Below are 23,835 nucleotides of genomic sequence, written 5' to 3' on the forward strand. Positions count from 1 at the left end.
CCGCTACCGCCGGACCGCCAGCCGGGCGACCGACTCCGGGGAGAGCGGGAGCGCGGCGTGGATCCCGGCGCCTCGCGTCGGCCTGGGGTTGACCAGCACGCCCGTCGCCGCGGCGCGGCCGGCGGCCGCGAGCACGACCTCGCGGCCGGTCCGGTGCCGGATCCGGCCCCAGCCCGCGCCGGTGACCGCGCGGTACTCGGCCAGCAACCGCTCGTCGGTGAAGACGCAGAGCCAGTCGCCGTGCGCGCCGAGCCGGGCCGGGACCGGGGCGCCCGCCTCGTCCGCCGGGCCCCACACCGTGCCGTCGAGGAACATCCGCATGACCGAGGGGACGGGGTCGCGCGGACTTCGCTCCCGCTCGGGACGGACGTTCTCGGCGATCCACCGCGCAGCGACCCTGAAGTCTTCGCCGGTGAGGTCCTCCTGGAAACCGTCGAGGCTGTTCTTGACGCTCCCCAGGAAGTCGTAGAACCGGCGGGTGCAGGTGCGCTCGGAGACCGGCACCCGGCCTCGGCCGACCATGGTCCTGATCCGGCCGACCATGCCCACCCCGCCGTGCACCGGATCCACGCCGAGGTTGTAGGCGGTCCAGACGATCTCGGGCATGAGCGGGTCGGCGAACCGTTCGAGAACGCGGTTCAGCCGCAGAAGGACGATTTCACGCACCCGGCCGGGCTCGGCGTCCTCGGCGATCCCCCAGATGCCTCGCAGTTCCGGCCCCAGCGCGCGGCGAAGCCCCTCCTGCCGGATCCCGGCGCGGGCGTGGACATGGTGCAGCCGGTCCTTGGCTCTGCGCGACGTTTTCGTTTCTTTAGCCGAAGCCACCATTCCTCCGCCATTCGGAAGGGCCCGGCAAAGTGTATTTCACCCGGCCGTTCCGCATTGTCCGGCAGAAATCGAGAATCGGCGGTTTCTTTTGTTCGGTACCGGACTAAGCGTGGACGACCCGCGCCAGTTCCGCCGGCGTGGCCAGCAGACGGTGTTTCGGCAGCACGCGGACGGTGTACCCGATGGAGCCGGGATGCGGCAGTTTCAGCCGCGCCGCGAACGCGCCGATCCCGTCGCCCGACATCGGGACGGTGACGGGGTCGCTCAGTTCGTCCCCGTCACCCACCTTCCCGACGACGGCCTGGACGTCCACTTCGGACGGTTCGAGTCCGGCGAGGTCGATCCGCGCCCGGATGGTCACCTCGGTACCGGTGACCATCGGCGCGGAGTCCTCGACGAGCAGTTCGGTGTCGAAGATCCGCACCCTCGGCCAGGAGACGTCCAATTTGGTCCGGTAGTCGGCCAGCGACAGCGCGCCGCGGTATCCGTCACCCGTGGCTTCGGCGACCATGCGCGAGGCGGGCAGGTAACCCGATTCGACGTATTCCCGCACCATCCGCGCGGCCTGCACGCGCGGCCCGAGGGTCTCCAGCGTGTGCCACACCATCGACATCCAGCCGCCGGGCACGCCGCCCGCGTCGCGGTCGTAGAACAGCGGCGCGATCTGGTGACCCAGCAGGTCGTAGAGCGCCGCGGCCTCCAATTCGTCGCGGCGCAGCGGGTCGGTGACGCCGTCCGCGGTCGGGATCGCCCAGCCGTTGCTGCCGTCGTAGCACTCGTCCCACCAGCCGTCGCGGATGGACAGGTTGAGGCCGCCGTTGAGCGCGGACTTCATCCCCGAGGTGCCGCACGCCTCCAGCTGCCGGACCGGCGTGTTCAGCCAGACGTCGCAGCCGCGGTAGAGGTAGCGCGCCATGGACATGTCGTAGTCCGGCAGGAAGACGATGCGGCGCCGGACCTCGGGATCGTCGACGAACCGGACGATCTGCTGGATCAGCTGCTTGCCGCCCTCGTCGGCCGGATGCGATTTGCCCGCGACGACGAGCTGGATCGGACGCCGCTCGTCCAGCAGCAGCGCGCGCAGGCGCTCCGGGTCGCGCAGCATCAGCGTGAGCCGCTTGTAGGTCGGCACGCGGCGCGCGAAGCCGACGGTCAGCACGTCCGGGTCGAAGACCGTGTCAGTCCACCCGAGTTCGAGCGCGGACGCGCCGCGCTGCATCCACGCGGCCCGCACCCGGCGCCGGACTTCGGCGACCAGCTTCTCCCGCAGTTCACGCCGCAGCGCCCACAGTTGCTCGTCGCTGACGCCGTCCCGCAGCGGCTTGCCCTGCGCCCCGTCGAGACCCAGCTCCTCGTGGTTGCGCCCGAGCAGCGCGCTCAGCTCGCGAGCCACCCAGGTCGGCCCGTGGACGCCGTTGGTGACCGACGAGACGGGCACCTCGTCGAAGTCGAACCCTGGCCACAGCCGCGAGAACATCCGCCGTGACACGCGGCCGTGCAGCGCGGAGACGCCGTTCGCGCGCTGGGCGAGCCGCAGTCCCATATGCGCCATGTTGAACAGGCCGGGGTTGTCCTCCGCGCCGAGCGCGAGCACGCGGCGCGGGTCGACGTCCGGGACCAGCCTGCCGTCGGTGAAGTACCGCTGGACGAGGTCGACGGGGAACCGGTCGATCCCGGCGCTGACCGGGGTGTGCGTGGTGAACACGGTGCCGGCGCGGACGGCGGGCAGCGCCTCGTCGAACGCCAGCCCGTCGGCCTGGATGATCTCGCGGGCGCGTTCCAGCCCGAGGAATCCGGCGTGGCCTTCGTTGGTGTGGAACACCTTCGGCTGCGGATGCCCGGTCAGCTCGCAGTAGCGGCGCACCGCGCGGAAGCCGCCGATCCCGGACAGGATCTCCTGACGGATGCGATGGTCGGCGTCGCCGCCGTACAGCCGGTCGGTGACCGCGCGCAGGTCTTCGTCGTTGGCCTCGGTGTCGGTGTCCAGGAGCAGCAGCGGGATCCGGCCGACGCGGGCCTTCCAGATCTGCGCGTGCAGCGTGCGCCCGGCGGGCATCGCGACGTCGACCAGCACCGGCTTGCCGCCGTCGGTCACCAGTTCCAGTGGGAAGGCGTTCGGATCGATCACCGGGTAGTGCTCGACCTGCCAGCCGTCGAGGGACAGTGCCTGCCGGAAGTACCCGGCGCGGTAGAGCAGCCCGACACCGACCATCGGCACGCCGAGGTCCGACGCCGCCTTGAGGTGGTCACCGGCGAGCACGCCGAGACCACCGGAGTAGTTCGGCAGCGCCTCGGTGACCCCGAACTCCATCGAGAAGTACGCGACGGCGGGCGGGAGGTCGGCGTCGTCCTGCTTCTGATACCAGCGCGGCTCGGCGAGATAGCGCTCCAGATCGGCGACCGCCTCGCGCGCGCGGGCGAGGAAGGCGTCGTCGACGGCGAGTTCGTCGAGCCGGGCCGGGGGCAGGGCCGTGAGCATCCGCAGCGGGTCGCGGACGCGGTTGAACAGCTCCGCGTCCATCGACGCGAACAGGTCGCGCGTGGGCGGATGCCAGGTCCAGCGCAGATTCGTGGCGAGGGCACCGAGGCCGGCGAGCGACTCCGGCAGGCTCGCGCGGACGGTGAACCGGCGGACTGCTCTCATGAGGTGCGACCATATCGCCCACGGCCCCCGGCCCGCTCAAGACCCACTTCGGGGATTACCTGCACGCGGGCCATAAGCGCTGGGTAGGGTCCCTGCTTGCCGGAGTACGCGGCCCGGTCGGGGCCCTGACGACAAGCGAGTGAACATGATCCAAGGGGGAGGGCGACGGGTGGGGGCAAAAATGAGCTTTCGCCGCCCGGCTCTGATCGCGGTCGTGACGGTGCTGGCCCTCGGGCTGAGCGCTTGCGGCGACAAGGGAAGCTCGACCGGCCAGCAGGGCAGCCAGCCGGGCGCCGGTGACATCGCCGGCCTGCCGGTCACGCATTTCGAGAGCGGGCTGAAGCCGAACGCGCCCAAGCCGGACCTGCAGGTCCGCAACGAGGACGGCTCCGAAGACGACCGGCTCGCCATCGCCGCGATCGCCGACGCGCAGGCCTACTGGACCGAGGTCATGCCGCGCGACTTCGGGCAGCCGTACGAGCCGCTGAAGTCGCTGCTGTCCTACAGCGCGAAGACCGACGACGAAGAGACCGAATGCGGGAGCGTCAAGAAGCTCGTCAACGCGTTCTACTGCCCGCCGGGTGACCTGGTGGCGTGGGACCGCGGCGTGCTGCTGCCCATGCTGCGCGAACGGTTCGGGAAGATGGCGGGCGCCGTCGTGCTCGCGCACGAGCTCGGGCACGCCGTGCAGTACCGGCTCGGCGAGAAGGCCAGCATCAAGAAGAACACCCCGTCGATCGTCAAGGAACAGCAGGCCGACTGCTTCGCCGGCGGCTACTTCCGCTGGGTCGCCGAGGACAAGAGCAAGTTCTACCGCGTCTCCACCTCCGAGGGCCTCAACCAGGTCATGGCGTCGCTGTTCCTGATCCGCGACCAGGCGGGCACCAGCGCGACCAAACAGGGTGCGCACGGCACGGCGTTCGACCGCACGTACGCGTTCCAGGTCGGGTTTGAGAAGGGCCCGAAGGAATGCGCGGCGATGAACGAGGAGAACATCAAGGCGCGGATCACCGAGCGCCCGTTCGACAAGGGTGACAAGGGCAAGGGCGACGAGAAGCTCGACATGAAGATCATCGGGATCCTGAAGAAGAGCCTCGACGAGGCCTTCAAGGGCGCCGGCGTCCCGGGCCCGGAGATCACCGAGGACGGCAACGGCAGCTGCCCCGGCGGCCCCAGCACCCCGCCCGCGTCGTACTGCCCGTCGAACAACACCGTCAGCATCGACATGACCAAGCTGCGCGAACTCGCCCAGCCGGTCGACCAGCAGGCGGAATGGGAAAGCGGGCACAGCGAGGGCAAGGGCGACTTCGCGGCGTTCTCGGAAATCGCGTCCCGGTACGCGATGGGCATCCAGAAGGGTGTCGGCGCGTCGATCGACAACGCGAACGCGGGCCTGCGCACCGCCTGCCTCGTCGGCGCTTGGGCGAAGGCGAGCACCGTGCCCGGCGCGACGCTGCGGCTCTCCTCCGGTGACCTCGACGAGGCCATCTCGGATCTGCTGAGCCCGGAGAGCCTCGTCTCGGCCGACGTCAACGGCAAGCGCGTGGACAACGGTTTCGAGCGGCTTGAGGCACTGCGGAAGGGCTACCTGGAGACCTCGTCGGTCTGCTCGCAGCAGTACGGGTGAGCGGTCCGGTCACAGCCCCCTGAAGTGACATGAAAGGCCCCTTCATTGCAAATTTTGCAATGAAGGGGCCTTTCATGGCGTTCGGGGGTAGCGGACCCAGAAGGAACCTCAGTACAGCGCGCTCGCCAGATCCCGCCGCGCCTTCATGACGCGCTCGTCCGCCGAGTCGAACAGGTCGAACAGCGCCACCAGGTGCTCCCGCACCTTGTTGCGCTCGTCGCCCGCCGTACGCCGCACGACGGCGATCAGCCGCGCGAAGCCCGCCTCGGGCTGCTGCCCCGCGACCTCGAGGTCGGCGGCGGCGAGCTGGGCGTCGAGGTCGGCCGGGTCGGCGTCGGCCTTCGCGATCGCGTCCGGGCCGGCGGCCTCGGCGCGCGCGGTGAACTTGACCTGCGCGAGCGCGGTCTTGGCCTCCTCGTTCGCGGGCTCGACGTCGAGGATGCGCTCGTAGGCCGCCTGTGCCGCCGCGAAGTCCCCGCGTTCGAAGGCCTCTTCGGCCTCGGTGAACCGCGGGTCCTCCGGGACCTCGACACCGCCGCCGTTCTGCTCGGCGGCCTTGATGCCCGGCAGCCGGTCACGCAGCGCGTCGAGCAGCGAACCGAGCCACTTGCGGATCTCGGGTTCGGGCAGCGCGCCCGAGAACGCGTCGACCGGCTGGCCGCCGCCGATGGCGATGACCGTCGGGATCGACTGCGCGCCGAAGAGCTGCGCGATGCGCGGGTTGGCGTCGACATCCACCTTCGCGAGCACCCAGGCACCGCCGGACTCGGCGGCGAGGCGCTCCAGCACCGGGCTGAGCTGTTTGCACGGGCCGCACCATTCGGCCCACAGGTCGACGACCACCAGCTGTTGCAGGGAGCGCTCGACGACCTCGGCCTGGAACGTCGCCTCGGTGACGTCGATCACGGCGCCCGCCGTGGCGGGGCCGCCTGGCGCGGCGCCGTCCGCGGGCCGCGGAGGGGCAGGAGGCTGTTTCTGGGGCGCCTCGGCACGCGCCTTGAGCGCGGAAAGGTCGACCGCGCCGGAAAGCGCGGCGGAGAGAGCCGCCGTCTTCGATGCTGATCCGCGTGGGTGTGTCACGGTTCCATCCTGGCACGCATCCCCGAGCGTTTCACCGCATGCCCCCGGCTGCCCGCTTGGCAGGACGGTCGCGTTCGGGCAGGCTCGCCACGAGGGGGTGATCGACATTCCGACACGCAGGACGGCGACGGTGGCCGTCGCGATCGCCATCGCCGTCACGTGGGTGAGCGTCATCACGGTTCTGATCGCCCATCGACCCGACCCCGGCGTCGCCAGTCCCGGGCAACTCCGGGAGGGCCTCACCGCCGCGCTCAACGAACACGACGTCGAGGCCCTCTCCGAACTCATCGACTATCCGCCCGCGTCGGCGGGCGAATTCGCGAAGTCCTATATCGACACGCTGACCGAACGCGGCGCCCACGACGTCACGGTGAAGTTCGCCCCGGACGATCTCGCGCCGACGTCGGCGACCGTCAGCGGGAAACTGGGCGACGGCAGTTCCTTCGGCTATCCGGTGGCCATCGCGGTCAAGGACAAGCTGTGGCTGGTCTCGTTCACCCCGCCACTCCCCTGACTCAGTCGCTCAGGTGCTTCTCGACGCGCTCCACCTTCGCGGTCAGCTGTCCTTCGTAACCCGGCCGGATGTCGGCCTTGAGCACCAGTCCGACCCGCGACGAACCCTCGCCCGCCGCCTCGACGGCCCGCTTCACGACGTCCATCACTTCGTCCCAGCTGCCTTCCAGATTGGTGAACATGGCGTTGGTGGAGTTCGGCAGGCCGGACTCGCGGACCACTTTCACCGCACGGGCGACCGCCTCGCTGACGCCGCCGTCCTCCTCGGCCGCGGACGGGCTGACACTGAAGGCCACGATCATCTTCTGCTCCTCGTTCAGTTCTTACGCGTGCACCCGCTATCGCGGTGGCAGGGCGCCTTCGCCACGGACATTCAGACGCTTTTCCCACGCATAACACCCGGTGGTGCGGCGTGGCACGGGTACCCGCTGGTAACTTCGAGCGCCATGAGCCGTCCGTTGCCGTTCGACCCGATCGCCCGCGCGGCGCAGCTGTGGGAGGCCCGGATCGGGCCCTCCGAAACCATGGCCGCGGTGACCGGGATCATGCGCGTGCAACAGATCATCCAGTCCGCGGTGGACGGTGCGCTCAAACCGCACGGGCTGACCTTCGCCCGGTACGAGGCGCTGGTGCTGCTGACCTTCGCCCGCGCGTCCCGCCTGCCGATGCGTGTGATGGGCGAGCGGCTGCAACTGCATCCGACGAGCGTCACCAACATCGTCGACAGGCTGGAGAAGGACGGCCTGGTCAAGCGCGTGCCGCATCCGACCGACCGCCGGACCACGCTGGTCGAGATCACCGACGAAGGCCGCGTACGCCGCGAAGAGGCCACGAAGGCGGTCACCGAAATCGACTTCGGGCTGACCGGGCTCACCGGCAAGCAGACCGAGCAGCTGACCGACCTGCTCACCAAGGTCCGCAAGGCCACCGGCGACTTCACCGAATAGCGCGTGAAGGCCCCCTTCCCTCGGCTGAGCCGAGGGAAGGGGGCCTTCACGCGCTTTGAAAGAGAATCAGGCGGCGACGGGTTCCGAAGACTTGCCCGCGAACAGGCCGACCCCGCCGTGCGACAGCCGCTGCGGGCCGTCCAGCTTGCCGTTGCGCAGCGCCCAGGACTCGAACAGCCAGGTGAACAGCGGCGGGATGCTGGAGAGCAGCGCGAGGATCAGGGTCTTCGGGCGCCAGCCGAGCGGCTTCGCCACGGAGAGGGAGACCAGCACGTAGAGGACGAACACGACGCCGTGCACCATGCCGAGGACGGGAACGCCGCCCTCGCCGAGCTTGACGGCGTACTTGAGGAACATCCCGACCAGCAGCCCGGCCCACGAGAGGGCTTCGGCTACCGCGGCCACGCGGAATACTAGAGCGGCCTTGCTGGACACTTTCTCCTCCTGTGGGGTCTCACCACTATGGGTACACACATGACTACGTCCGACGAGCACTGTCCAAGGCGGACTCGCCAAGAACGTCAACAGCGCTGTCGGACGTGGTAATACCAGTGTGAGGCGTGACGACGCTCACCGGAACACCGGGGGCCGTGATGCTCCTCACGACCCTGGTATGGACCGGTTCAAAGGCCCGGCGCAGGGCGATTTCGGCGCTCCCTCGGAACCTGTGGCCCACGTCGCTTTGGCCGCGTTGTCGGTGAGCTTGAAGTCCAAAGTGGCCCCCCGCGTCAACTGTTCCAACCCGACGTAGGCCCGCTGCGAACCGTTTCCCAGTCCTTGGACGTACTGGAGTTTCGACCCGTCGGCGCCGTCGGCCTTGATCGTGAGGTCACGGCCGTTCTCCAGATGCACCACGGACTTCTCGAACCGCGGCGCGTTGAGCACGAACTGCCCGGTTCCGGGCACCGCCGGATACAGCCCGAGCGCGCTGAAGACGTACCACGCGGACATGGTCCCGAGGTCGTCGTTGCCGGTGACACCGTTCGGCGCGTTGGTGAACAACGTGTGCGCCGCGCGGACGACGGCGGAGGTCTTCCACGGCTGCCCGGTCAGCGTGTACATCCAGGGCGAGTGCAGATCCGGCTCGTTGTTCGGGTTGTAGCGGAACTGGTTGTAGTAGTTGTACGGGCCGACGACCCATTCCTCGCGTACGGTCTTCGCCGGGTCCTTGACCAGATCCCCGTAGGCGAAGAAGTCGTCGAGCCGCTTGCCGACGTTCTCCTTGCCGCCCATGCGCTCGACGAGACCGGGGACGTCCTGCTGGGTCAGCCACTGGTACTGCCATGACGTGCCCTCGTGGAACCCGTCCTGGCTCTGCGGGTTGAAGGGCTTACCCGCCGGGCTGAACCATTCGCCGCCTTCCAGTTTTGGCCGGTAGAACCCCGTGAAGCCGCGGTCTGTCACCGAGGAGTCCCACAGCGTGCGATAACTGCGTCCCTTGTCCGCCAACGCCTTCGCGTCGTCCTTCCTGCCGAGTCCGGCGGCCATGATGGACAGCGAGCAGTCCGCGAGCGCGTATTCCAGGGTGGCCGAAGCGCCGTGGTTCGGGTCGGTGTCCTGGCCCTTCTTCGGGAAGTCCTTGTCGTACTGGACGAACCCGTCCTTCTGGTAGCTCGCGTTCCCCGAGCGGCCCTGGAACGGCGAGGACGCGGGCGGGATCTCGCGCGAGTTCTGCAGAAGTGCCCGGTAGGCCTTGAACTCCTGGCCCGACAGCGCGCCGAACCGCCACAGGTCGACCAGGAACGGGGTGACCGGATCGCCGGTCATCGTGTTCGTCTCCTGGTTCGCGTACGCCCAGCGCGGCAGCCAGCCACCCTGGTCGTGGATGGCGAGCACGGACTTCGCGACGTCCTTCGCCCGCGCCGGCCGCAAAAGCGCGAGCAGCTGGTTCTGTGTGCGATAGGTGTCCCACAACGAGAAGAACTCGTAGTACGTCCAGCCCAGCGCGCGGTGGATCTTGTCGTCGAACCCGCGGTACCGTCCGTCGGCGTCGTTGCCGGTCAGCGGCTGCAGCAGCGCGTGGTAGAGCGAGGTGTAGAAGACCGTGCGGTCGTCCTTCGTCCCGCCCTTGATGTCCACTGAGGACAGTTCCTTGCGCCAGGCGCGCTGAGCGCCGTCGCGGACCGCGTCGAACGAGCGGCCCTTCTCGGCCGCCAGGTTCAGCCGGGCGCCGAAAGCGTCCACATGGGAGATCGCGGTCGTCGCGGTGACCTGCCCGCCGCCGAAGGTCAGCCAGGCGCCGCGCAGGCCCTCACCGCCGGCGGATTCCTTCGAGCCCGGAGCCCCACCCGTCGGCGACCAGGTGCCGAAGGATTCGAACGGCTTGTCGAACGTCGTGGTGAACCACGTCCTGTACGGTTTGCCGCCGCAGAACGCCTGTGACTCGACCATTCCTTCGACCGTCCGGTCGCCGACGACGCGGATCTGGCTCGCCGTCACCGGTTCCTTGTCGTTGGCCTGACCGACGTTGACGAAAACGTTTGCGTCGCCTGATTTCGCGAAGGTGTACCGCTCGACGCCGGTCCGCGTGGTCGCGGTGGTCTCCGCGTCGACGCCGCCGTAGCCGGTGAGCCGCACCTTGTAGTAGCCGGGTTTCCCGACCTCGCCCTCGTGCGTGTACGGCGACGCGTACTTCTTGTGGTCGAACGTCTCGGGTTTCGTGGTGTCGAACGCCGCGCCCGGCCCGACCGCGCCGGTGGTGGGCAGGGACGACACGAGGCCGCCCTGCTCCCAGCAGCCCGCGCCGGACAGGAAGAAATGCCCGAAGCCGCGGATCGCGGTGTCGTCGTAGCGATAGCCAGCGTAATGCGAGGATATCGGGCTGACCTGCGTCATCCCGAAAGGCGCCGAAGCGCCGGGGAAGGTGTTGCCGTCGTCCTTGGTGCCGATGAAGGTGTTGACCGCGTCCACGGGGTCGCCACCGGGTGCCGCCGCCGCGACGGGCGTGAGCAGCCCGGCGGGGACGACAAGCGCGGTGAGCAACCCGGCGACGCGGGTCGAAGTGCGTGCAGGCATGGGAAAGGCCGCCTCCTGACAACGTTGTCGCTGCCTGCTCACCTTCGACAAGAACAGACCACCTGGTCAAGAGGTCCGTCGAACCCTGTCCGATTCAGGACAGTGACCCGGAGGGCCGTAACGGTTCGAACTCGGAAAACGGCCTCCGGACGAGCCGGGCATTGACATCTCCACGCCGCTGGCGTTCAATTCCCGCCACTATGACAACGTTGTCTTCCAGCGGACCGGACAACGGCCACCGCACTACCGGCCGGCGGGCCACGATGAGTGACGTGGCCCGGCTCGCGGGCGTGAGCATCAAAACCGTCTCGCGAGTGGTGAACGACGAGCCCGCCGTCCATCCGGACACCGCGGAGCGCGTCATGGCGGCGATCGAGCAGCTCGGGTTCCGGCGCAACCTCGGCGCGCGGAACCTGCGGCGCGGCTCGACGACCGGGACGATCGGCCTGATCGTCGAGGACGTCGGAAACCCCTTCTACTCCGAGCTCAACCGGGCCGTCGAACGGATCGCGACCTCGTTCGGCCGCCAGGTGCTGACCGGTTCGTCGGAGGAGAACTCCGACCGCGAACGCGAACTGGTCCTGGAGTTCTGCTCCCGTCGCGTCGACGGCATCCTCGTCGTCCCGGCCGGGATGCAGCACGGCTACCTGGTCCCCGAGATGCGCGCGGGGACCCCCGTCGTCTTCCTCGACCGGCCCGCCGGCGACATCGTGGCCGACACGGTGCTGGTCGACAACATCGGCGGCACCGTCGAAGCGGTCGCCCACCTCGCGAAACACGGCCACCGGCGGATCGCGTTCCTCGCCGACAGCCCGGACATCTTCACCGCGGGCGAACGGCTGCGCGGCTTCCGCGAAGGCTGTGTCCGCAACGGGATCCCCTACGACGACCACCTCGTCGTGATGCGGACGCCGACCGCCGAGGGCGTCGGCGACGCCGTGCGACGGCTGCTCACCGGGCCGAACCCGGCCACCGCGGTGATCGCGGGCAACAACCGGGTCGCCGTCCACCTGCTGCGCGCGCTGGCGCACGCCGAACGGCGTCCCGCGATGATCAGCTTCGACGACTTCGAGCTGGCGGATCTGCTGGATCCGCCGGTCTCCGTGATCGCGCACGACGTGAGCGCACTGGGCCGGGCGGCGGCGGAACTGCTGTTCGCCCGGGTCCAGGGAGATCAATCCGCACCGAGAAAGGTAGTTCTGCCCGTGCATCTCGTAGCCCGCGGTTCCGGGGAGGTCGCCCCGTCATGAGCGGCCACCTCGAACCGATCCGCCTGCCGGCGAACCAGCCGCCGCAGTTCTACCGCGGCGGCGACGCCATCGCCGCGTTGCGGGGCGCTTCCTCCGAGTGCGCTGATGCGTCCTCGGCGGGAGGAAGTACCTCGGACGTGTACGGCCCGGAGGACTGGGTCGGCTCGGCCACCACGATGTTCGGCCAGGAGACCAACGGCCTGACCAAGCTGCCCAGCGGGGTCTGGCTGCGTGACGCCGTCCGCGAGAACCCGTCCGCCTGGCTCGGCGCCAAACACGTCGAAGCGCTCGGCGATTCGACCGGCCTGCTGGTGAAGCTGCTCGACGCGGGCCAGCGCCTGCCGGTGCACTTCCACCCGTCGGACTCGTTCGCCAAGCGGCACTTCGACTCGCACTTCGGCAAGACCGAGGCGTGGATCGTGGTCGGCACCTACGGCGACGACCCCCGCGTCTACCCGGGCTTCAAGGAGACCGTCGACAAGGCGACGGTCAACGAATGGGCCCGCACCCAGGACGCGCCCGCCATGCTCGGGGCGCTGAACAGTGTCGCGGTCGCCCCCGGCGACACCGTCTACATCCCGGCGGGCCTGCCGCACGCGATCGGCGAAGGCGTCTTCGTCGTCGAGCTCCAGCAGCCGACCGACTTCTCCTTGACCCTGGAATGGCGGGACTTCCTGGCGAACCCGGAGAAGGCGCACCTCGGGATCGGCTTCGAAACCGCCATCGAAACCCTGGACACCTCCGGCTGGGACGAAGAACGGCTCGGCTCGATCGTCAGGCGCACCGCGGGCGACGAAGCGTCCACTGTGGACCTTCTCGCCGACGGCAGCGACGCGTTCTTCCGCGCCGACCGGCTACGCCCCGGCCTTTCCGGTAGGTCGACAACGTTGTCACTCGACCCCTCGTTCGCGGTACTGGTCGTCATGGACGGCTCGGGCACGCTCCGCACCGAACACGGCGGCGAGTTCGCGCTGCGCAAGGGCGAGACGTACGTGGTCCCGCACGACGCCGGTCAGTCCACTATGGAGGGTGACGTCACCGTCATCCGCTGCCGTCCGCCCGCACCCGAGAAGAGGGAGCGATCGTGAGCGAACTCCTGCTCGACGCACAGAACCTGGTCAAACGCTACGGCTCGGTGGAGGCGCTGCGCGGCGCGTCGTTCCAGGCGCGGGCCGGTGAGGTCACCGCGCTGATCGGCGACAACGGCGCCGGGAAGTCCACTTTGGTCAAATGCCTCTCCGGCGCGGAACAGCCGACGTCGGGGAAGATCGTGCTCGACGGTTCCGAAGTGGTGCTGGACTCCCCCACCACGGCACGGCGGAGGGGAATCGAGACGGTGTACCAGGACCTCGCGGTCGCACCGGAACTCGACCCGGCCGCGAACCTGTTCCTGGGCAGGGAGATCCACCGCAAGGGGATCCTCGGCAAGCTCGGGATGCTGGACAAGGCGGAGATGAAGCGGCAGGCCGTGGAGGAGTTCCAGCGGCTCGGCGTGACCCTACAGAGCACCGACGTCCCGATCGGCTCGCTTTCGGGCGGGCAGCGGCAAAGCGTCGCCGTCGCGCGCTCGGTCGTCTGGGCGTCGAAGGTCGTGTTCATGGACGAGCCGACGGCCGCGCTCGGCGTCGTGCAGCGCGAACGCGTGCTCGACGTGATCAAGAAGGTGCGGGACAAGGGCATCGCCGTCGTGCTGATCAGCCACAACATGCCCGAGGTGCTGTCGGTGGCCGACCGTATCGAGGTGCTGCGGCTCGGCAAGCGCGTCGCCCGTTTCACCGGTGACGGCACGAAACTGGAAGACCTGGTCGCCGCGATGACCGGCGCCCTCGTACAAGAGGAGGCGGCGTGACCGTGTCCACTCCGACGAAGAACGGCCCCGAGATCCAGACCTCCGTGGACGGCGGGTTCGGCAAACGGTCGATCGGCCAGCGGCTGATCGGGGCGAACACGTTCTGGATCGCGCTGGTGCTGCTGGCACTGATCATCGTGTTCACCGCGATCGCGCCCGCCGAGTTCGCGACGCTGTTCACCTTCCAGACCTTGCTCATCGAGACCTCGGTGCTGCTGGTGCTCTCGGTCGGCATGACGTTCGTGATCATCACCTCCGGTATCGACCTCTCGGTCGGTTCGGTGCTGATCTTCGCGGGCATGGTGGCCGGCAAGACGATGGAGGCGCTCAGCCCGGACGGCGACGCTACGAAGGCCGGTTGGGGCGTCATCACCGCCGGGCTCGTGGCGGCCGTGGTCGCGGGCACGATCTGGGGGCTGATCAACGGTTTCCTCATCGCGGTGGCGAACATCCCACCGCTGATCGTCACGCTCGGCACGATGGGTGCCGCGCTCGGTGCCGCGTACCTGCTGAACAACGGGTCCGACGTGCGCAGTGTCCCGACCGAGCTCAACAAGACGCTCGGCTACGGGACGTCGTTCGGCGGGGTGCCGAATCTGGTGCTGGTGGCCGTGGTCATCACGCTGATCGGCGCCTGGCTGTTGCACACCACCAAATTCGGCCGTTACACCTACGCCGTCGGCTCCAACGCCGAAGGCGCGCGCCGGGCGGGCATCGGGGTGACCGCGCATCTGCTGAAGGTGTACACGCTCACCGGTTTCCTCGCCGGTGTGGCCGGTTTCCTCTCGCTGGCGTACTACGCGTCGACGACCATTTCGGCGCACACCACCGACAACCTCAACGCCATCGCCGCCACGGTGATGGGCGGCACGAGTCTCTTCGGCGGTGTCGGTTCGGTACTGGGCACGGTGATCGGCGTGTTCATCCCGGCCGTGCTGAAGAAGGGCTTCAACATCACGCAGGTCCAGGACTTCTGGCAGATGATCGCGGTCGGCGCGGTGCTGATCGCCGCGGTCTGGTTCGACCAGCGGCGCCGTCGTCGCCGCAACTCTCGTTGATTCCTACGCACAAAGAGGTGCCATCCCCATGAAGAAGACCCTGCTCGTCGCCGGTGCCGCCGTTTCCGCGGCCCTCCTGCTGACCGCCTGCGGCGGTGGCACCGTCGGTGAGACGCCGTCGGGCGACTCCGGTGCCAAGACCAACAACAAGAAGCTGTCGCTCATCCCGGGTGTGCAGGCCGAGCCGTTCTACATCTCGATGCAGTGCGGCGCCGAGGCCGAGGCGAAGAAGGCGGGCTACGAGCTCACCACGCAGGCCCCGCAGAAGTTCGACGCGGCCATGCAGACCCAGCTGGTCAACGCGCTGGGCTCCAACCCGCCCGCCGCGTTGCTCATCGCCCCCACTGACGCGCAGGCGATGCTCGCGCCGATCCAGCAGGTCAAGACCCGCGGCGCCAAGATCATCGAGGTCGACACCGCGCTGAAGGACACCAGCGTGGCCGAGTCGTCGATCTCCTCGGACAACGCCGAGGGCGGCAAGCTCGCCGCGAAGACCATGGCGGAACTGGCCGCGGGCAAGACCGGCTCGGTGCTGGTGCTCGACACCATCGCGGGCACCTCGACCACGAACACCCGCGCGAAGGGTTTCGAGGACGAGCTGAAGAACCACCCGAACCTGAAGTCGGCGGGTGTGCAGTTCACCCAGAACGAGCCCGACCAGGCCGCGTCCAAGGTGACCGCCGCGCTGGCGTCCACCCCGGACCTGATCGGTATCTTCGCGACCAACCTCAACACCGGTGAGGGCGCCGCGACCGGCCTGCGGAACGCGGGCAAGATCGGCGCGGTCAACCTGATCGGCTTCGACGCTTCGCCGTCGGAGATCGAGGGCCTGAAGAAGGGCGAGTACCAGGGCCTCATCGCGCAGGACCCGGCCGCCATCGGGCAGCAGGGCGTGCAGCAGGCCATCGCGGCGGTGGAGGGCAAGCCGGTGACGCGCAACCTGACCGCTTCGCTGCACTCGATCACCAAGGCGAACATGGACGCGAACGCGCAGTACTTCTACAAGCAGAGCTGCTGACGCGTTTCGGCAATGCCATGAAAGGTCCTTTCCTTGCAAATTTTGCAAGGAAAGGACCTTTCATGGCGTTCGGGACCGGCTCACTCCGCGAACTCGACCACCCCAGCGGGAGCGAAGCGCGTGAGCGCACCGTAGAGCGCAGCGCCACCACCGAGGTGACCCAGCGCGTACACGTACTCACCGTCCTCCAGAAGGTCCTCAGGCCCGGCACCGACCCACGACAGCCGGTAGTGCCACCAGTGCATCCACCGCCCCACGCGCCGCTTCTCCCGATACACGCGCAGCCGCCGCACCTCGGTCCACCGGACGGCGAACCGGCCCGCCACCTCGAAACCCGACGCCGAGATCGTCAGCGAGCCGGCCGACTTCCGGAGAGCGAGCAGGATCAGCCCCGCGAAGGCCACGCTGAGCAGGCTGAACACCACCCCGGAAACCGAGCCGGAGAACAACGACAGAACGAAGGCCACCAGGCCGCCTCCGCCGAACGCCACGAACCCCGCCCACGCGACCCGGCGCATCACGACGTCCAGCCGGAGCACCACCGCATCCCCAGTGACCATGCCCGGAGCGTAACCGGCGAAACCACTCAGCGACGTTAGGATCTAGGCCCCGACGTCGTGGAGGAGGCCGGATGACCACCCGTCTGCCCTGGCGTCCCGCCGCGAGCGCGGATCCGGTGCCGGTGCTCGCCGCGGCTCAGCGCGTCTCCGACGATCTCATGGACGGCCTGGCCGGACCCCGCGCCCGCCAGGCTGCGCACGGTCTCCGGCGGCTGTTCGGGGTTCCCGGTCTCGGTCTCGGCGACCTGTCCGGCTCGCTCGTCTGGTCCGGTCGCCCGGCGGCGGACGACGTCGTCGCCGCCGCGCTCGACGAGGTACTCCACTCCGAGACGCCGGTGTCCGAACCCGGGCTGCTGGCGCTGCCGCTGCATGTCCACGACGAACTCGCCGGCGTCCTCCTGATCGCCGACGGCAAGAACGCCATCAGCCGCCAGGCCGCCGAACTCGTCGTCCACGCGCTCGAACGCGGCAGGCTGGAGGCGTCCGCCGAACAGGCCGCCGAGGCCGAACTACGCGCGCTTCGGGCCGAGATCTCGCCGCATTTCGTCTACAACGCGCTCACCGTGATCTCCTCGCTGGTCCGCTCCGACCCGGATCGCGCCCGCGATCTGATGCTCGACTTCGCCGAGTACACCCGCTACAGCCTCGCCCGGCACGGCGAATACACGATGGTCGCCGAGGAGTTCCGCGCCATCGAGACGTATCTGGCGTTGCAGCGCGCGGTGCTCGGCGAGCGGCTGCGGGTGCAGGTGCGCGTCGCGCCGGAGGTGCTGGCCGTCGCGGTGCCGTACCTCGTGCTGGAACCGCTGGTGGAAAACGCGATCCGGCACGGGATCGAGCCGCGCGCCGAGGCGGGGTTCATCCAGGTCCAGGGAATGGCGGAAGGGAACGACTGCGTGATCAGCGTCGAGGACGACGGTGTCGGCATGGACCCCGCCCGCGCGGCGGCGATCCTGGCCGGGCGCGGCGACGACGGCGGCGTCGGACTGGCCAATGTGGACAGAAGGCTGCGCAGTGTCTACGGGCCGTGGTACGGCCTGACGGTCGAGACCGAGATCGGCGCGGGCACCAGGGTCGTGGTGCGCGTGCCCCGATTCCAGCCGGGGGTGCTGCCGTGACGAACGGGTTGCGGGTGCTGGCGGTCGACGACGTCCCGCCCGCCCTCGACGAGCTGTGCAGCCTGCTGCGCGAAGCTCCGGAAGTCGCCGAAGTGGTCGCCGCCGGTGACGCGCTGAGCGCGCTCAAACTGTTGCAGGGAAGCCATTTCGACGCCGTGTTCCTCGACATCTCCATGCCCGGTCTCGACGGGCTCGAACTCGCCTCGCTGCTGGCCCGGCTCAGCGAACCGCCGGTGATCGTGTTCGTCACCGCGCACGACGGGCACGCCGTGGCCGCGTACGGTATCGGCGCGGTCGACTACCTGCTCAAACCGGTCCGCGCGGAACGGCTGTCCGCCGCACTGTCCAAAGTGGTCCGGATGGCGGGCAACCAGTCCGACGAGCCGAAACCCGCGCCGGACGCGATGTCCGCGCTGCCGGTGGAGTCCGGCGGGCGCACCCGGTACGTCCGCCGCGACGACGTCCAGTTCGTCGAGGCGCACGGCGACTACGTCCGGCTGCACACGAAATCCGGCGTCCACGTCACGCGGATGCCCATCTCGCGGCTCGAAGAGTATTGGGAGGGAACGGGATTCACGCGCGTGCACCGGGGTTTCCTGCTCGCCGTGGACGCGGTGCTCGAACTGCGCAGCGACACCACCGGCGGTCTGCTCGCGCATACCGAGGCGGGTGACGTGCCGGTGAGCCGCCGCCACGCGCGCGACCTGCGTGACCGGCTGCTCGCCGCCGCGCAACGCGGCGAACTGGGCCGGGGAAGCCGACCGTGAGCCGCGTCAAACGGGTCGCCGTCACCAGCCCGCAGACCCGGCTCGCGCATTCGCGGCGCCGTTCGCGCGGCCGCTGGCGGGTGCCCCGGCTGGCCGCGGGCGACGCCGAACGCGCGGACGCGCTCTACCGGGCCCAGCGCCGTCGCGGGCTCCCCGCGCTGGCCGGGATGTTCGGGCTGGTGTTCGGGCTCCCGCTGGTCTTCGGGTTGTTCCCCGGGCTGGATTCGGTGCGGCTGCTGGATATCCCGCTGTCCTGGCTGATGATCGCGATCCTCCCGTATCCGGCGATGGCACTGCTGTCGTGGTGGCAGTTGCGCCGGGCGGAAAAGATCGAGGACGAGTAGTGGTCGCCGCGCTCTCGGTGGCCCCCGTCGTGCTGGTCACCCTGCTGATCGGGTTGCGCGGGGTCGCGGCCATGCGCACGACGTCGGACTTCCTCGTCGCCTCGCGCCGGATCTCGCCGCTGGTCAACTCCGCCGCGGTCTCCGGCGAATACCTGTCGGCGGCGTCGTTCCTCGGCGTCGCGGGGCTGGTGGTGAAGGACGGCATCGGCGCGCTCTGGTATCCGGTCGGGTTCACCGCCGGGTACATCGCGATGCTGGTGCTCGTCGCGGCGCCGATGCGGCGCTCCGGCGCACTCACCGTCCCGGACTTCGCGGAGGCGCGGCTCGCTTCCCCTGCCCTGCGCCGCCTCGCGGCCGTCGTCGTCCTCGTGATCGGAACCCTTTACCTGGTCCCGCAATTCCGCACCGCGGGGCTCGTACTGACCGCCGTCGGCGGCACGCCGTACTGGGTCGGCGTCGTCATCGCGGGCACCGCCGTCAGCGCGACACTGGCACTCGGCGGAATGCGCGCGGCGACCTACGTCCAGGCCTTCCAATTCGTGCTGAAACTGCTGCTGTTCATCATTCCCGCGATCTGGCTGGTCTCCCAGGTCTCCCCGGAGGAACGGTCGGCTTCGGTGCACCCGGTGGAATTCACCCACTTCGCCCGCGACACCCAGCTGTCCTTCGAGATCGACGTGACGCTGACCCTGCGCGAGCCGACCACCCTGCTCACCCCGGAAAAGCGCGTGGTGCCACCGGGAGAACTGGTGGCCAGAAGCGGGGAAACGCTGGAATTCGCCGAGGGCACCCCGGTTCCCGCCGTCCGGGGCGGCGCCCCGCTGGGCGGGCCGGACTGGCAGCGGCCGTTGCTCGACCTCGGCGATCAGGGCTATCCGCTGCTCGGCACGTGGGCGATCCTGATCGCCACCATGCTCGGCACCATGGGCCTGCCGCATGTCCTGATGCGCTTCCACACCAGCCCGGACGGCCGCGCCGCCCGCCGCACCGCGGCGATCACCGTCGCCCTGCTCGGCGTCTTCTACTTGTTCCCAGGGGTTTACGGCGTCTTCGGCCGCGTGCTGGTGCCCGAACTGTACGTCTCCGGCGCGACGGACACGGTCGTCGTCGCGCTGCCGGCGCAGATCGACGACGGCTGGGCGGGCTCGTTGTTCACCGGATTGCTGACGGCGGGCGCGTTCGCCGCGTTCCTGGCGACGTCGCTCGGCTTGCTACTGGTGATCTCCGGCGCGGTCGCGCACGACCTGGCGCCCGGCGGCCTGCGGAGACTGCGCTGGTCGGTGCTCGGTGCGGCGGCGGTGATGGTCCTGCTCGCGCTGCCGTCGGCGAGGTTGGACGCGGGCGTCCTGGTCACCTGGGGCTTCACCGTGGCCGCGTCCACGTTCTGCCCGTTGCTGGTGCTCGGCATCTGGTGGAACCGGCTCACCGCCGCGGGTGCGATCAGCGGCGTCCTCGCCGGGCTCGTCGCGTCTTCGGGCTCGATCCTCGTGGCCTTGTTCGTCCCGAGCCTGAGCGGGTTGCCCGCGATCCTCGTGTCGCAACCGGCGCCTTGGTCGGTTCCGCTGGCATTCGGAGTAATGATCGTGGTTTCCTGGCGGGGCAGGCCTCCCGCCTGGTCGACGGCCGCCATGCTGCGGCTGCACTTGGACGATCGCACAGCCGAAACCCCTTCGTCTTGGCCGGACCACCGTTCGTCGACCGTTCGTCGTCTCGGCAGGCGTTTGAACCGCTGAAGGTTCCGGTCTCCTTGACCTCTCCTTAACGTGTCGCGGAACACATTCGCGGTGCGAGGAGAGCACGATGAGTACCGAAACGAACGCTCCCAGTCCACCGGAAACGGACTGGGACAAAGCCCATGACAGCGCGGAGTTCAAGGAACTGCGGGCTCGGTTGCGCCGGTTCGTCTTCCCCGTCTCGGCGCTGTTCCTCCTCTGGTACCTGCTCTACGTGCTGCTCGCCGACTACGCGCACGGCTTCATGAGCACGAAGCTGGTCGGGAACATCAACGTCGGCCTCGTCTTCGGTCTGCTGCAGTTCGTTTCGACCTTCGTGATCACCGGGCTCTACGTCCGCTACGCGAACAGGAAACTCGACCCCCTCGCGGAAAAGATCCGCACGGACATCGAGAGTGAGGCCAAATGAACCTCGCCGCCGGAGTCGAGGGCAGCAGCCCCGTACTCAACATCACCATCTTCGGCCTGTTCGTGGTGGTCACGCTGTTCGTCGTGTTCCGGGCGAGCCGCAACACGAAGACGGCGTCGGACTACTACGCCGCGGGCCGCGCGTTCACCGGCCCGCAGAACGGCGTCGCCATCGCGGGCGACTACCTGTCCGCCGCGTCGTTCCTCGGGATCGCGGGCGCGATCGCCATCTACGGTTACGACGGTTTCCTTTACTCCATCGGGTTCCTGGTGGCGTGGCTGGTGGCGTTGCTGCTGGTCGCGGAACTGCTGCGCAACACCGGCAAGTTCACCATGGGCGACGTGCTGGCGTTCCGGATGAAGCAGCGCCCGGTGCGGGCCGCGGCGGCGACGTCCACGCTGGCCGTCTCGTTCTTCTACCTGCTGGCGCAGATGGCGGGGGCCGGTGGTCTCGTCGCGCTGCTGCTCGGGATCGAGAGCAAGGCCGGGCAGGCCGCGATCATCGTGATCGTCGGCATCATCATGATCGCCTACGTGCTCATCGGCGGGATGAAGGGCACCACCTGGGTCCAGATCATCAAGGCGGCGCTGCTCATCGCCGGCGCGCTGGCGATGACGCTGTGGGTGCTCGCCATGTACGGCTTCAACCTTTCCGCGCTGCTGCAGGGCGCCGTGGACAGGGCGGGCAGTGCCGGTGAAGCGCTGCTCGGGCCGGGCAACCAGTACGGCAAGACCGGCACGACGAAGCTCGACTTTCTGTCGCTGGGTATCGCGCTGGTGCTCGGAACCGCGGGCCTGCCGCACGTCCTGATGCGCTTCTACACGGTGCCGACGGCGAAGGAAGCCCGTCGTTCCGTGGTGTGGGCGATCGCGCTGATCGGCGTCTTCTACCTGTTCACCCTGGTGCTCGGCTACGGCGCCGGCGCGCTGGTCGGCGCGGACAAGATCAAGGCCGCCCCGGGCGGCGTGAACTCGGCGGCACCGCTGCTGGCACTGGAACTCGGCGGGCCGGTCCTGCTGGGCCTGATCGCGGCGATCGCCTTCGCGACGATCCTCGCGGTGGTCGCGGGCCTGACGATCACGGCATCGGCGTCGTTCGCGCACGACGTCTACGCCAACGTGATCAAGAAGGGCAAGGCGTCCCCGAATTCGGAGGTGAAGGTCGCCCGGATCACCGCGCTGGTGATCGGCGCGGTCGCGATCCTCGGCGGCATCCTCGCCAACGGGCAGAACATCGCGTTCCTGGTGGCGCTGGCCTTCGCGGTGGCGGCGTCGGCGAACCTGCCGACGATCCTGTACTCGCTGTTCTGGAAGCGGTTCAACACCCAGGGCGCGCTGTGGAGCATCTACGGCGGTCTCGCGGTCTGCATCGTGCTGATCGTCTTCTCGCCGGCGGTTTCGGGTAAGCCGGTGGACGCGAAGACCGGGAAGAGCGCCTCGATGATCCAGGGCGTCGACTTCCACTGGTTCCCGCTGGACAACCCGGGCATCGTCTCGATCCCCGTCGCGTTCTTCCTCGGCTGGCTCGGGACCGTGCTGTCCAAGGAGCACAACCAGAAGAAGTACGCCGAGATGGAGGTCCGATCCCTTACCGGGGCGGGCGCCGAAAAGGCCGTCGCCCACTAGGCGCTGTCCTGTGAGTCAGGTTCGATGGGCTTCGTGATCCAGGTGGTTCCTGGCGGTCCGGCCTCGTACCGGGTCTGCCCGTGCCGTCAGGGACCACCTGGGCGAAGACCGCGAAGATGACTCACAGGACTGCGCCCCAGTCGCCGGGACGGTGCGGCCGGCATCCGACGCCCCCGGCCGCACCGTCCCGGTTCCCATTCCTCTAGTAAGGCAGCTTCCCCGCCGTCAGTTCGGCCAGCTTCGCGCGGAGATCGGCCCGGGCCGACTTCCACAGCCCCGTGCCCAGCGAGATCCGCGCCACCCCCAGTGCGGCGAGCGCGGAGAGATCGGGGCCTCCGGGCATCGGAGCGGCGTTGACCGCTCCCGGCTTCACCGCCTTCACGAACTCGCCGAGCACCTCCGGCGACTTCACCATGATCGGGTAGACGCAGTCCGCCCCGGCCTCGAAGTACGCCTTGGCCCGCAAGATCGCGTCGTCCAGTACCGCTCGTTCGTCGGACGCGCCGAGGAAGCCGTCGACGCGGGCGTTGATCACCAGCGCGTCCCCGGCGGCCTCGCGCAACTCCGCGACCCGTTCCGCCTGCGCCTCGAGTGGACGCATCCCGCCTGAAGCGTGATCGGTGTCCTCGTAGTTGCAGCCGACGGCACCCGCCTCGGCCAGCCTCGCCGCGAGTTCCCCCGCTTCGAGCCCGTATCCGCCTTCCACGTCGACGGTCACCGGAACCGAGACCGCCCGCGCGATCCGCGCCGCCGCCGCGAACATCTCGGCGGCGGGCGCGTCTTCCCCGTCCTCGTAGCCGAGGACCTTGGCCACGGCGAAGGAACTCGTCGCCACGACCGGGAACCCGGCGGCTTCCACGAGCCGCGCGCTGTCGGCGTCCCACGCGTTCGGCAGGAGCAGCGGAGTCCCCGCGACGTGCAGCTCCCGCAGCCGAGCCGCCGTCATTCGGCGCGCTCGGGCAGCGGCGCGTGGCTGGTCACGCACATCCGGTTCCAGCTGTTGATCGCGATGGCCTCCCAGACGATCGCGCGGTACTGCTCCTCGGTGAAGACGCGGGTGGCCTCCTCGTAGACGTCGTCCGGGACGTCGTGCAGGGTCGCGACGTTCGTGATCGCCTCGGTGAGCGCGAGCGCGGCGCGCTCCTGCTCGGTGAACAGTTCGGTCTCGCGCCAGCCCTGCAGCACGAACAGCCGCCGCGGCGATTCGCCCATCTGCAGCGCGTCGTGGGAGTGCATGTCGAGGCAGAACGCGCAGTGGTTGATCTGCGACGAACGCATCTTCACCAGTTCGAGGATCTTCTGGTCGACACCGGCGTTGGCGGCGGCCTTCTCGACTTCGGCCTGCAGTTTCGCCATGGCCTGGTAGATCTCGGGCACTCGCTTGCCCACATGGATTCGCTCGGTCATGCCGTCGAATCTAGCGGCGACTGGCCCACGGGTATGGTCCAGT

The 23,835-nt window shown here is 69.0% G+C and carries 23 protein-coding genes; 14 read left to right on the forward strand and 9 right to left on the reverse strand.

The genetic code is table 11. The annotated features are described in order from the left end of the window. Window positions 1-3 precede the first annotated feature (3 nt). Window positions 4-828: a hypothetical protein gene (locus ACLJQ7_RS33645; protein WP_410652185.1), complete on the reverse strand. Its 825-nt coding sequence runs from the start codon at window positions 826-828 to the stop codon at window positions 4-6. A gap of 103 nt (window positions 829-931) precedes the next feature. Next, window positions 932-3,472, reverse strand: a complete 2,541-nt coding sequence (glgP, locus tag ACLJQ7_RS33650) for an alpha-glucan family phosphorylase (protein ID WP_410652186.1) — start codon at window positions 3,470-3,472, stop codon at window positions 932-934. 181 nt (window positions 3,473-3,653) lie between these two features. Between glgP and ACLJQ7_RS33655 the strand changes: the two genes are divergently transcribed. Next, window positions 3,654-5,099: a neutral zinc metallopeptidase gene (locus ACLJQ7_RS33655; RefSeq protein ID WP_410652187.1), complete on the forward strand. Its 1,446-nt coding sequence runs from the start codon at window positions 3,654-3,656 to the stop codon at window positions 5,097-5,099. A 108-nt stretch (window positions 5,100-5,207) separates the two neighbouring features. On the opposite strand, the gene ACLJQ7_RS33660 is transcribed toward ACLJQ7_RS33655, so the two are convergent. Beyond that, on the reverse strand, window positions 5,208-6,179 hold the full coding sequence (locus tag ACLJQ7_RS33660) for a tetratricopeptide repeat protein (RefSeq protein WP_378346383.1): 972 nt from the start codon (window positions 6,177-6,179) through the stop codon (window positions 5,208-5,210). A gap of 130 nt (window positions 6,180-6,309) precedes the next feature. Here ACLJQ7_RS33660 and ACLJQ7_RS33665 point away from each other — a divergent pair, with 130 nt between their 5' ends. Then, window positions 6,310-6,693 (forward strand): hypothetical protein, encoded by a 384-nt coding sequence (locus tag ACLJQ7_RS33665; protein WP_410652188.1) that lies wholly within the window; start codon window positions 6,310-6,312, stop codon window positions 6,691-6,693. 1 nt (window position 6,694) lies between these two features. Here the strand turns inward: ACLJQ7_RS33665 and ACLJQ7_RS33670 are convergent, their stop codons facing one another. After that, on the reverse strand, window positions 6,695-6,994 hold the full coding sequence (locus tag ACLJQ7_RS33670) for an MTH1187 family thiamine-binding protein (protein WP_410652189.1): 300 nt from the start codon (window positions 6,992-6,994) through the stop codon (window positions 6,695-6,697). 144 nt (window positions 6,995-7,138) lie between these two features. On the opposite strand from ACLJQ7_RS33670, the gene ACLJQ7_RS33675 reads away from it, so the two are divergent. Then, window positions 7,139-7,639: a MarR family winged helix-turn-helix transcriptional regulator gene (locus ACLJQ7_RS33675; RefSeq protein ID WP_410652190.1), complete on the forward strand. Its 501-nt coding sequence runs from the start codon at window positions 7,139-7,141 to the stop codon at window positions 7,637-7,639. Between the two features lie 66 nt (window positions 7,640-7,705). On the opposite strand, the gene ACLJQ7_RS33680 is transcribed toward ACLJQ7_RS33675, so the two are convergent. Then, on the reverse strand, window positions 7,706-8,074 hold the full coding sequence (locus ACLJQ7_RS33680; protein WP_410652191.1) for a DUF3817 domain-containing protein: 369 nt from the start codon (window positions 8,072-8,074) through the stop codon (window positions 7,706-7,708). Window positions 8,075-8,239: 165 nt separating this feature from the next. Next, window positions 8,240-10,654 (reverse strand): GH92 family glycosyl hydrolase, encoded by a 2,415-nt coding sequence (locus ACLJQ7_RS33685; protein WP_410652192.1) that lies wholly within the window; start codon window positions 10,652-10,654, stop codon window positions 8,240-8,242. Window positions 10,655-10,917: 263 nt separating this feature from the next. On the opposite strand from ACLJQ7_RS33685, the gene ACLJQ7_RS33690 reads away from it, so the two are divergent. The 5 genes from ACLJQ7_RS33690 to ACLJQ7_RS33710 are packed head-to-tail and all read left to right on the forward strand — an operon-like array spanning window position 10,918 to window position 15,829. Continuing rightward, window positions 10,918-11,904 carry a LacI family DNA-binding transcriptional regulator gene (locus tag ACLJQ7_RS33690; protein ID WP_410652193.1) on the forward strand — a complete coding sequence of 329 codons (987 nt, stop codon included), beginning with the start codon at window positions 10,918-10,920 and terminating at the stop codon, window positions 11,902-11,904. Beyond that, a complete protein-coding gene (locus tag ACLJQ7_RS33695; protein ID WP_410652194.1) occupies window positions 11,901-12,992 on the forward strand; it encodes a class I mannose-6-phosphate isomerase in 1,092 nt (363 codons plus the stop codon). Before ACLJQ7_RS33690 ends, ACLJQ7_RS33695 begins: the two co-directional genes overlap by 4 nt. Next, window positions 12,989-13,753, forward strand: coding sequence for an ATP-binding cassette domain-containing protein (locus tag ACLJQ7_RS33700; RefSeq protein ID WP_410652195.1), 765 nt, complete (start codon window positions 12,989-12,991; stop codon window positions 13,751-13,753). The genes ACLJQ7_RS33695 and ACLJQ7_RS33700 overlap by 4 nt, the downstream gene beginning before the upstream one ends. Continuing rightward, a complete protein-coding gene (locus ACLJQ7_RS33705; protein WP_073848166.1) occupies window positions 13,750-14,811 on the forward strand; it encodes an ABC transporter permease in 1,062 nt (353 codons plus the stop codon). Before ACLJQ7_RS33700 ends, ACLJQ7_RS33705 begins: the two co-directional genes overlap by 4 nt. Window positions 14,812-14,839: 28 nt before the next feature. After that, the gene (locus ACLJQ7_RS33710; RefSeq protein ID WP_410652196.1) at window positions 14,840-15,829 is read left to right on the forward strand and encodes a substrate-binding domain-containing protein; all 990 of its coding nucleotides are present in this window, start codon (window positions 14,840-14,842) and stop codon (window positions 15,827-15,829) included. An 80-nt stretch (window positions 15,830-15,909) separates the two neighbouring features. On the opposite strand, the gene ACLJQ7_RS33715 is transcribed toward ACLJQ7_RS33710, so the two are convergent. Next, window positions 15,910-16,389 (reverse strand): hypothetical protein, encoded by a 480-nt coding sequence (locus ACLJQ7_RS33715; RefSeq protein ID WP_410652197.1) that lies wholly within the window; start codon window positions 16,387-16,389, stop codon window positions 15,910-15,912. A 71-nt stretch (window positions 16,390-16,460) separates the two neighbouring features. Here ACLJQ7_RS33715 and ACLJQ7_RS33720 point away from each other — a divergent pair, with 71 nt between their 5' ends. From ACLJQ7_RS33720 to ACLJQ7_RS33745, 6 genes are all read left to right on the forward strand, one after another. Next, entirely contained in the window at window positions 16,461-17,507 is a 1,047-nt protein-coding gene (locus tag ACLJQ7_RS33720; protein ID WP_410652198.1) for a sensor histidine kinase, read from the forward strand. Further along, a complete protein-coding gene (locus tag ACLJQ7_RS33725) occupies window positions 17,504-18,274 on the forward strand; it encodes a LytR/AlgR family response regulator transcription factor (RefSeq protein ID WP_410652199.1) in 771 nt (256 codons plus the stop codon). The genes ACLJQ7_RS33720 and ACLJQ7_RS33725 overlap by 4 nt, the downstream gene beginning before the upstream one ends. Then, window positions 18,271-18,618, forward strand: a complete 348-nt coding sequence (locus ACLJQ7_RS33730; RefSeq protein ID WP_410652200.1) for a hypothetical protein — start codon at window positions 18,271-18,273, stop codon at window positions 18,616-18,618. Before ACLJQ7_RS33725 ends, ACLJQ7_RS33730 begins: the two co-directional genes overlap by 4 nt. After that, a complete protein-coding gene (locus ACLJQ7_RS33735; protein WP_410652201.1) occupies window positions 18,618-20,351 on the forward strand; it encodes a cation acetate symporter in 1,734 nt (577 codons plus the stop codon). Before ACLJQ7_RS33730 ends, ACLJQ7_RS33735 begins: the two co-directional genes overlap by 1 nt. A gap of 67 nt (window positions 20,352-20,418) precedes the next feature. Beyond that, window positions 20,419-20,760 carry a DUF485 domain-containing protein gene (locus tag ACLJQ7_RS33740; protein WP_410652202.1) on the forward strand — a complete coding sequence of 114 codons (342 nt, stop codon included), beginning with the start codon at window positions 20,419-20,421 and terminating at the stop codon, window positions 20,758-20,760. After that, a complete protein-coding gene (locus ACLJQ7_RS33745; RefSeq protein ID WP_410652203.1) occupies window positions 20,757-22,385 on the forward strand; it encodes a cation acetate symporter in 1,629 nt (542 codons plus the stop codon). The genes ACLJQ7_RS33740 and ACLJQ7_RS33745 overlap by 4 nt, the downstream gene beginning before the upstream one ends. 202 nt (window positions 22,386-22,587) lie before the next feature. Here the strand turns inward: ACLJQ7_RS33745 and ACLJQ7_RS33750 are convergent, their stop codons facing one another. Continuing rightward, window positions 22,588-23,331 (reverse strand): isocitrate lyase/phosphoenolpyruvate mutase family protein, encoded by a 744-nt coding sequence (locus ACLJQ7_RS33750; RefSeq protein ID WP_410652204.1) that lies wholly within the window; start codon window positions 23,329-23,331, stop codon window positions 22,588-22,590. Beyond that, entirely contained in the window at window positions 23,328-23,792 is a 465-nt protein-coding gene (locus tag ACLJQ7_RS33755) for a carboxymuconolactone decarboxylase family protein (protein ID WP_016336647.1), read from the reverse strand. The genes ACLJQ7_RS33750 and ACLJQ7_RS33755 overlap by 4 nt, the downstream gene beginning before the upstream one ends. Between the last annotated feature and the right edge of the window lie 43 nt (window positions 23,793-23,835).

Origin of the sequence: Amycolatopsis sp. cmx-4-54 (genome assembly GCF_046548895.1) — a bacterium.
Classification (GTDB): Bacteria; Actinomycetota; Actinomycetes; order Mycobacteriales; family Pseudonocardiaceae; genus Amycolatopsis.

Excerpts from the sequence above, each read along its gene's own strand:
- ACLJQ7_RS33740 (WP_410652202.1), top strand. The coding sequence starts at position 20,419 with ATGAGTACCGAAACGAACGCTCCCAGTCCACCGGAAACGGACTGGGAC.
- ACLJQ7_RS33710 (WP_410652196.1), top strand. The coding sequence starts at position 14,840 with ATGAAGAAGACCCTGCTCGTCGCCGGTGCCGCCGTTTCCGCGGCCCTC.
- ACLJQ7_RS33685 (WP_410652192.1), bottom strand. The coding sequence starts at position 10,654 with ATGCCTGCACGCACTTCGACCCGCGTCGCCGGGTTGCTCACCGCGCTT.
- glgP (WP_410652186.1), bottom strand. The coding sequence starts at position 3,472 with ATGAGAGCAGTCCGCCGGTTCACCGTCCGCGCGAGCCTGCCGGAGTCG.
- ACLJQ7_RS33720 (WP_410652198.1), top strand. The coding sequence starts at position 16,461 with ATGACCACCCGTCTGCCCTGGCGTCCCGCCGCGAGCGCGGATCCGGTG.
- ACLJQ7_RS33695 (WP_410652194.1), top strand. The coding sequence starts at position 11,901 with ATGAGCGGCCACCTCGAACCGATCCGCCTGCCGGCGAACCAGCCGCCG.
- ACLJQ7_RS33645 (WP_410652185.1), bottom strand. The coding sequence starts at position 828 with ATGGTGGCTTCGGCTAAAGAAACGAAAACGTCGCGCAGAGCCAAGGAC.
- ACLJQ7_RS33670 (WP_410652189.1), bottom strand. The coding sequence starts at position 6,994 with ATGATCGTGGCCTTCAGTGTCAGCCCGTCCGCGGCCGAGGAGGACGGC.
- ACLJQ7_RS33690 (WP_410652193.1), top strand. The coding sequence starts at position 10,918 with ATGAGTGACGTGGCCCGGCTCGCGGGCGTGAGCATCAAAACCGTCTCG.
- ACLJQ7_RS33750 (WP_410652204.1), bottom strand. The coding sequence starts at position 23,331 with ATGACGGCGGCTCGGCTGCGGGAGCTGCACGTCGCGGGGACTCCGCTG.
- ACLJQ7_RS33655 (WP_410652187.1), top strand. The coding sequence starts at position 3,654 with ATGAGCTTTCGCCGCCCGGCTCTGATCGCGGTCGTGACGGTGCTGGCC.
- ACLJQ7_RS33745 (WP_410652203.1), top strand. The coding sequence starts at position 20,757 with ATGAACCTCGCCGCCGGAGTCGAGGGCAGCAGCCCCGTACTCAACATC.
- ACLJQ7_RS33755 (WP_016336647.1), bottom strand. The coding sequence starts at position 23,792 with ATGACCGAGCGAATCCATGTGGGCAAGCGAGTGCCCGAGATCTACCAG.
- ACLJQ7_RS33715 (WP_410652197.1), bottom strand. The coding sequence starts at position 16,389 with ATGGTCACTGGGGATGCGGTGGTGCTCCGGCTGGACGTCGTGATGCGC.
- ACLJQ7_RS33675 (WP_410652190.1), top strand. The coding sequence starts at position 7,139 with ATGAGCCGTCCGTTGCCGTTCGACCCGATCGCCCGCGCGGCGCAGCTG.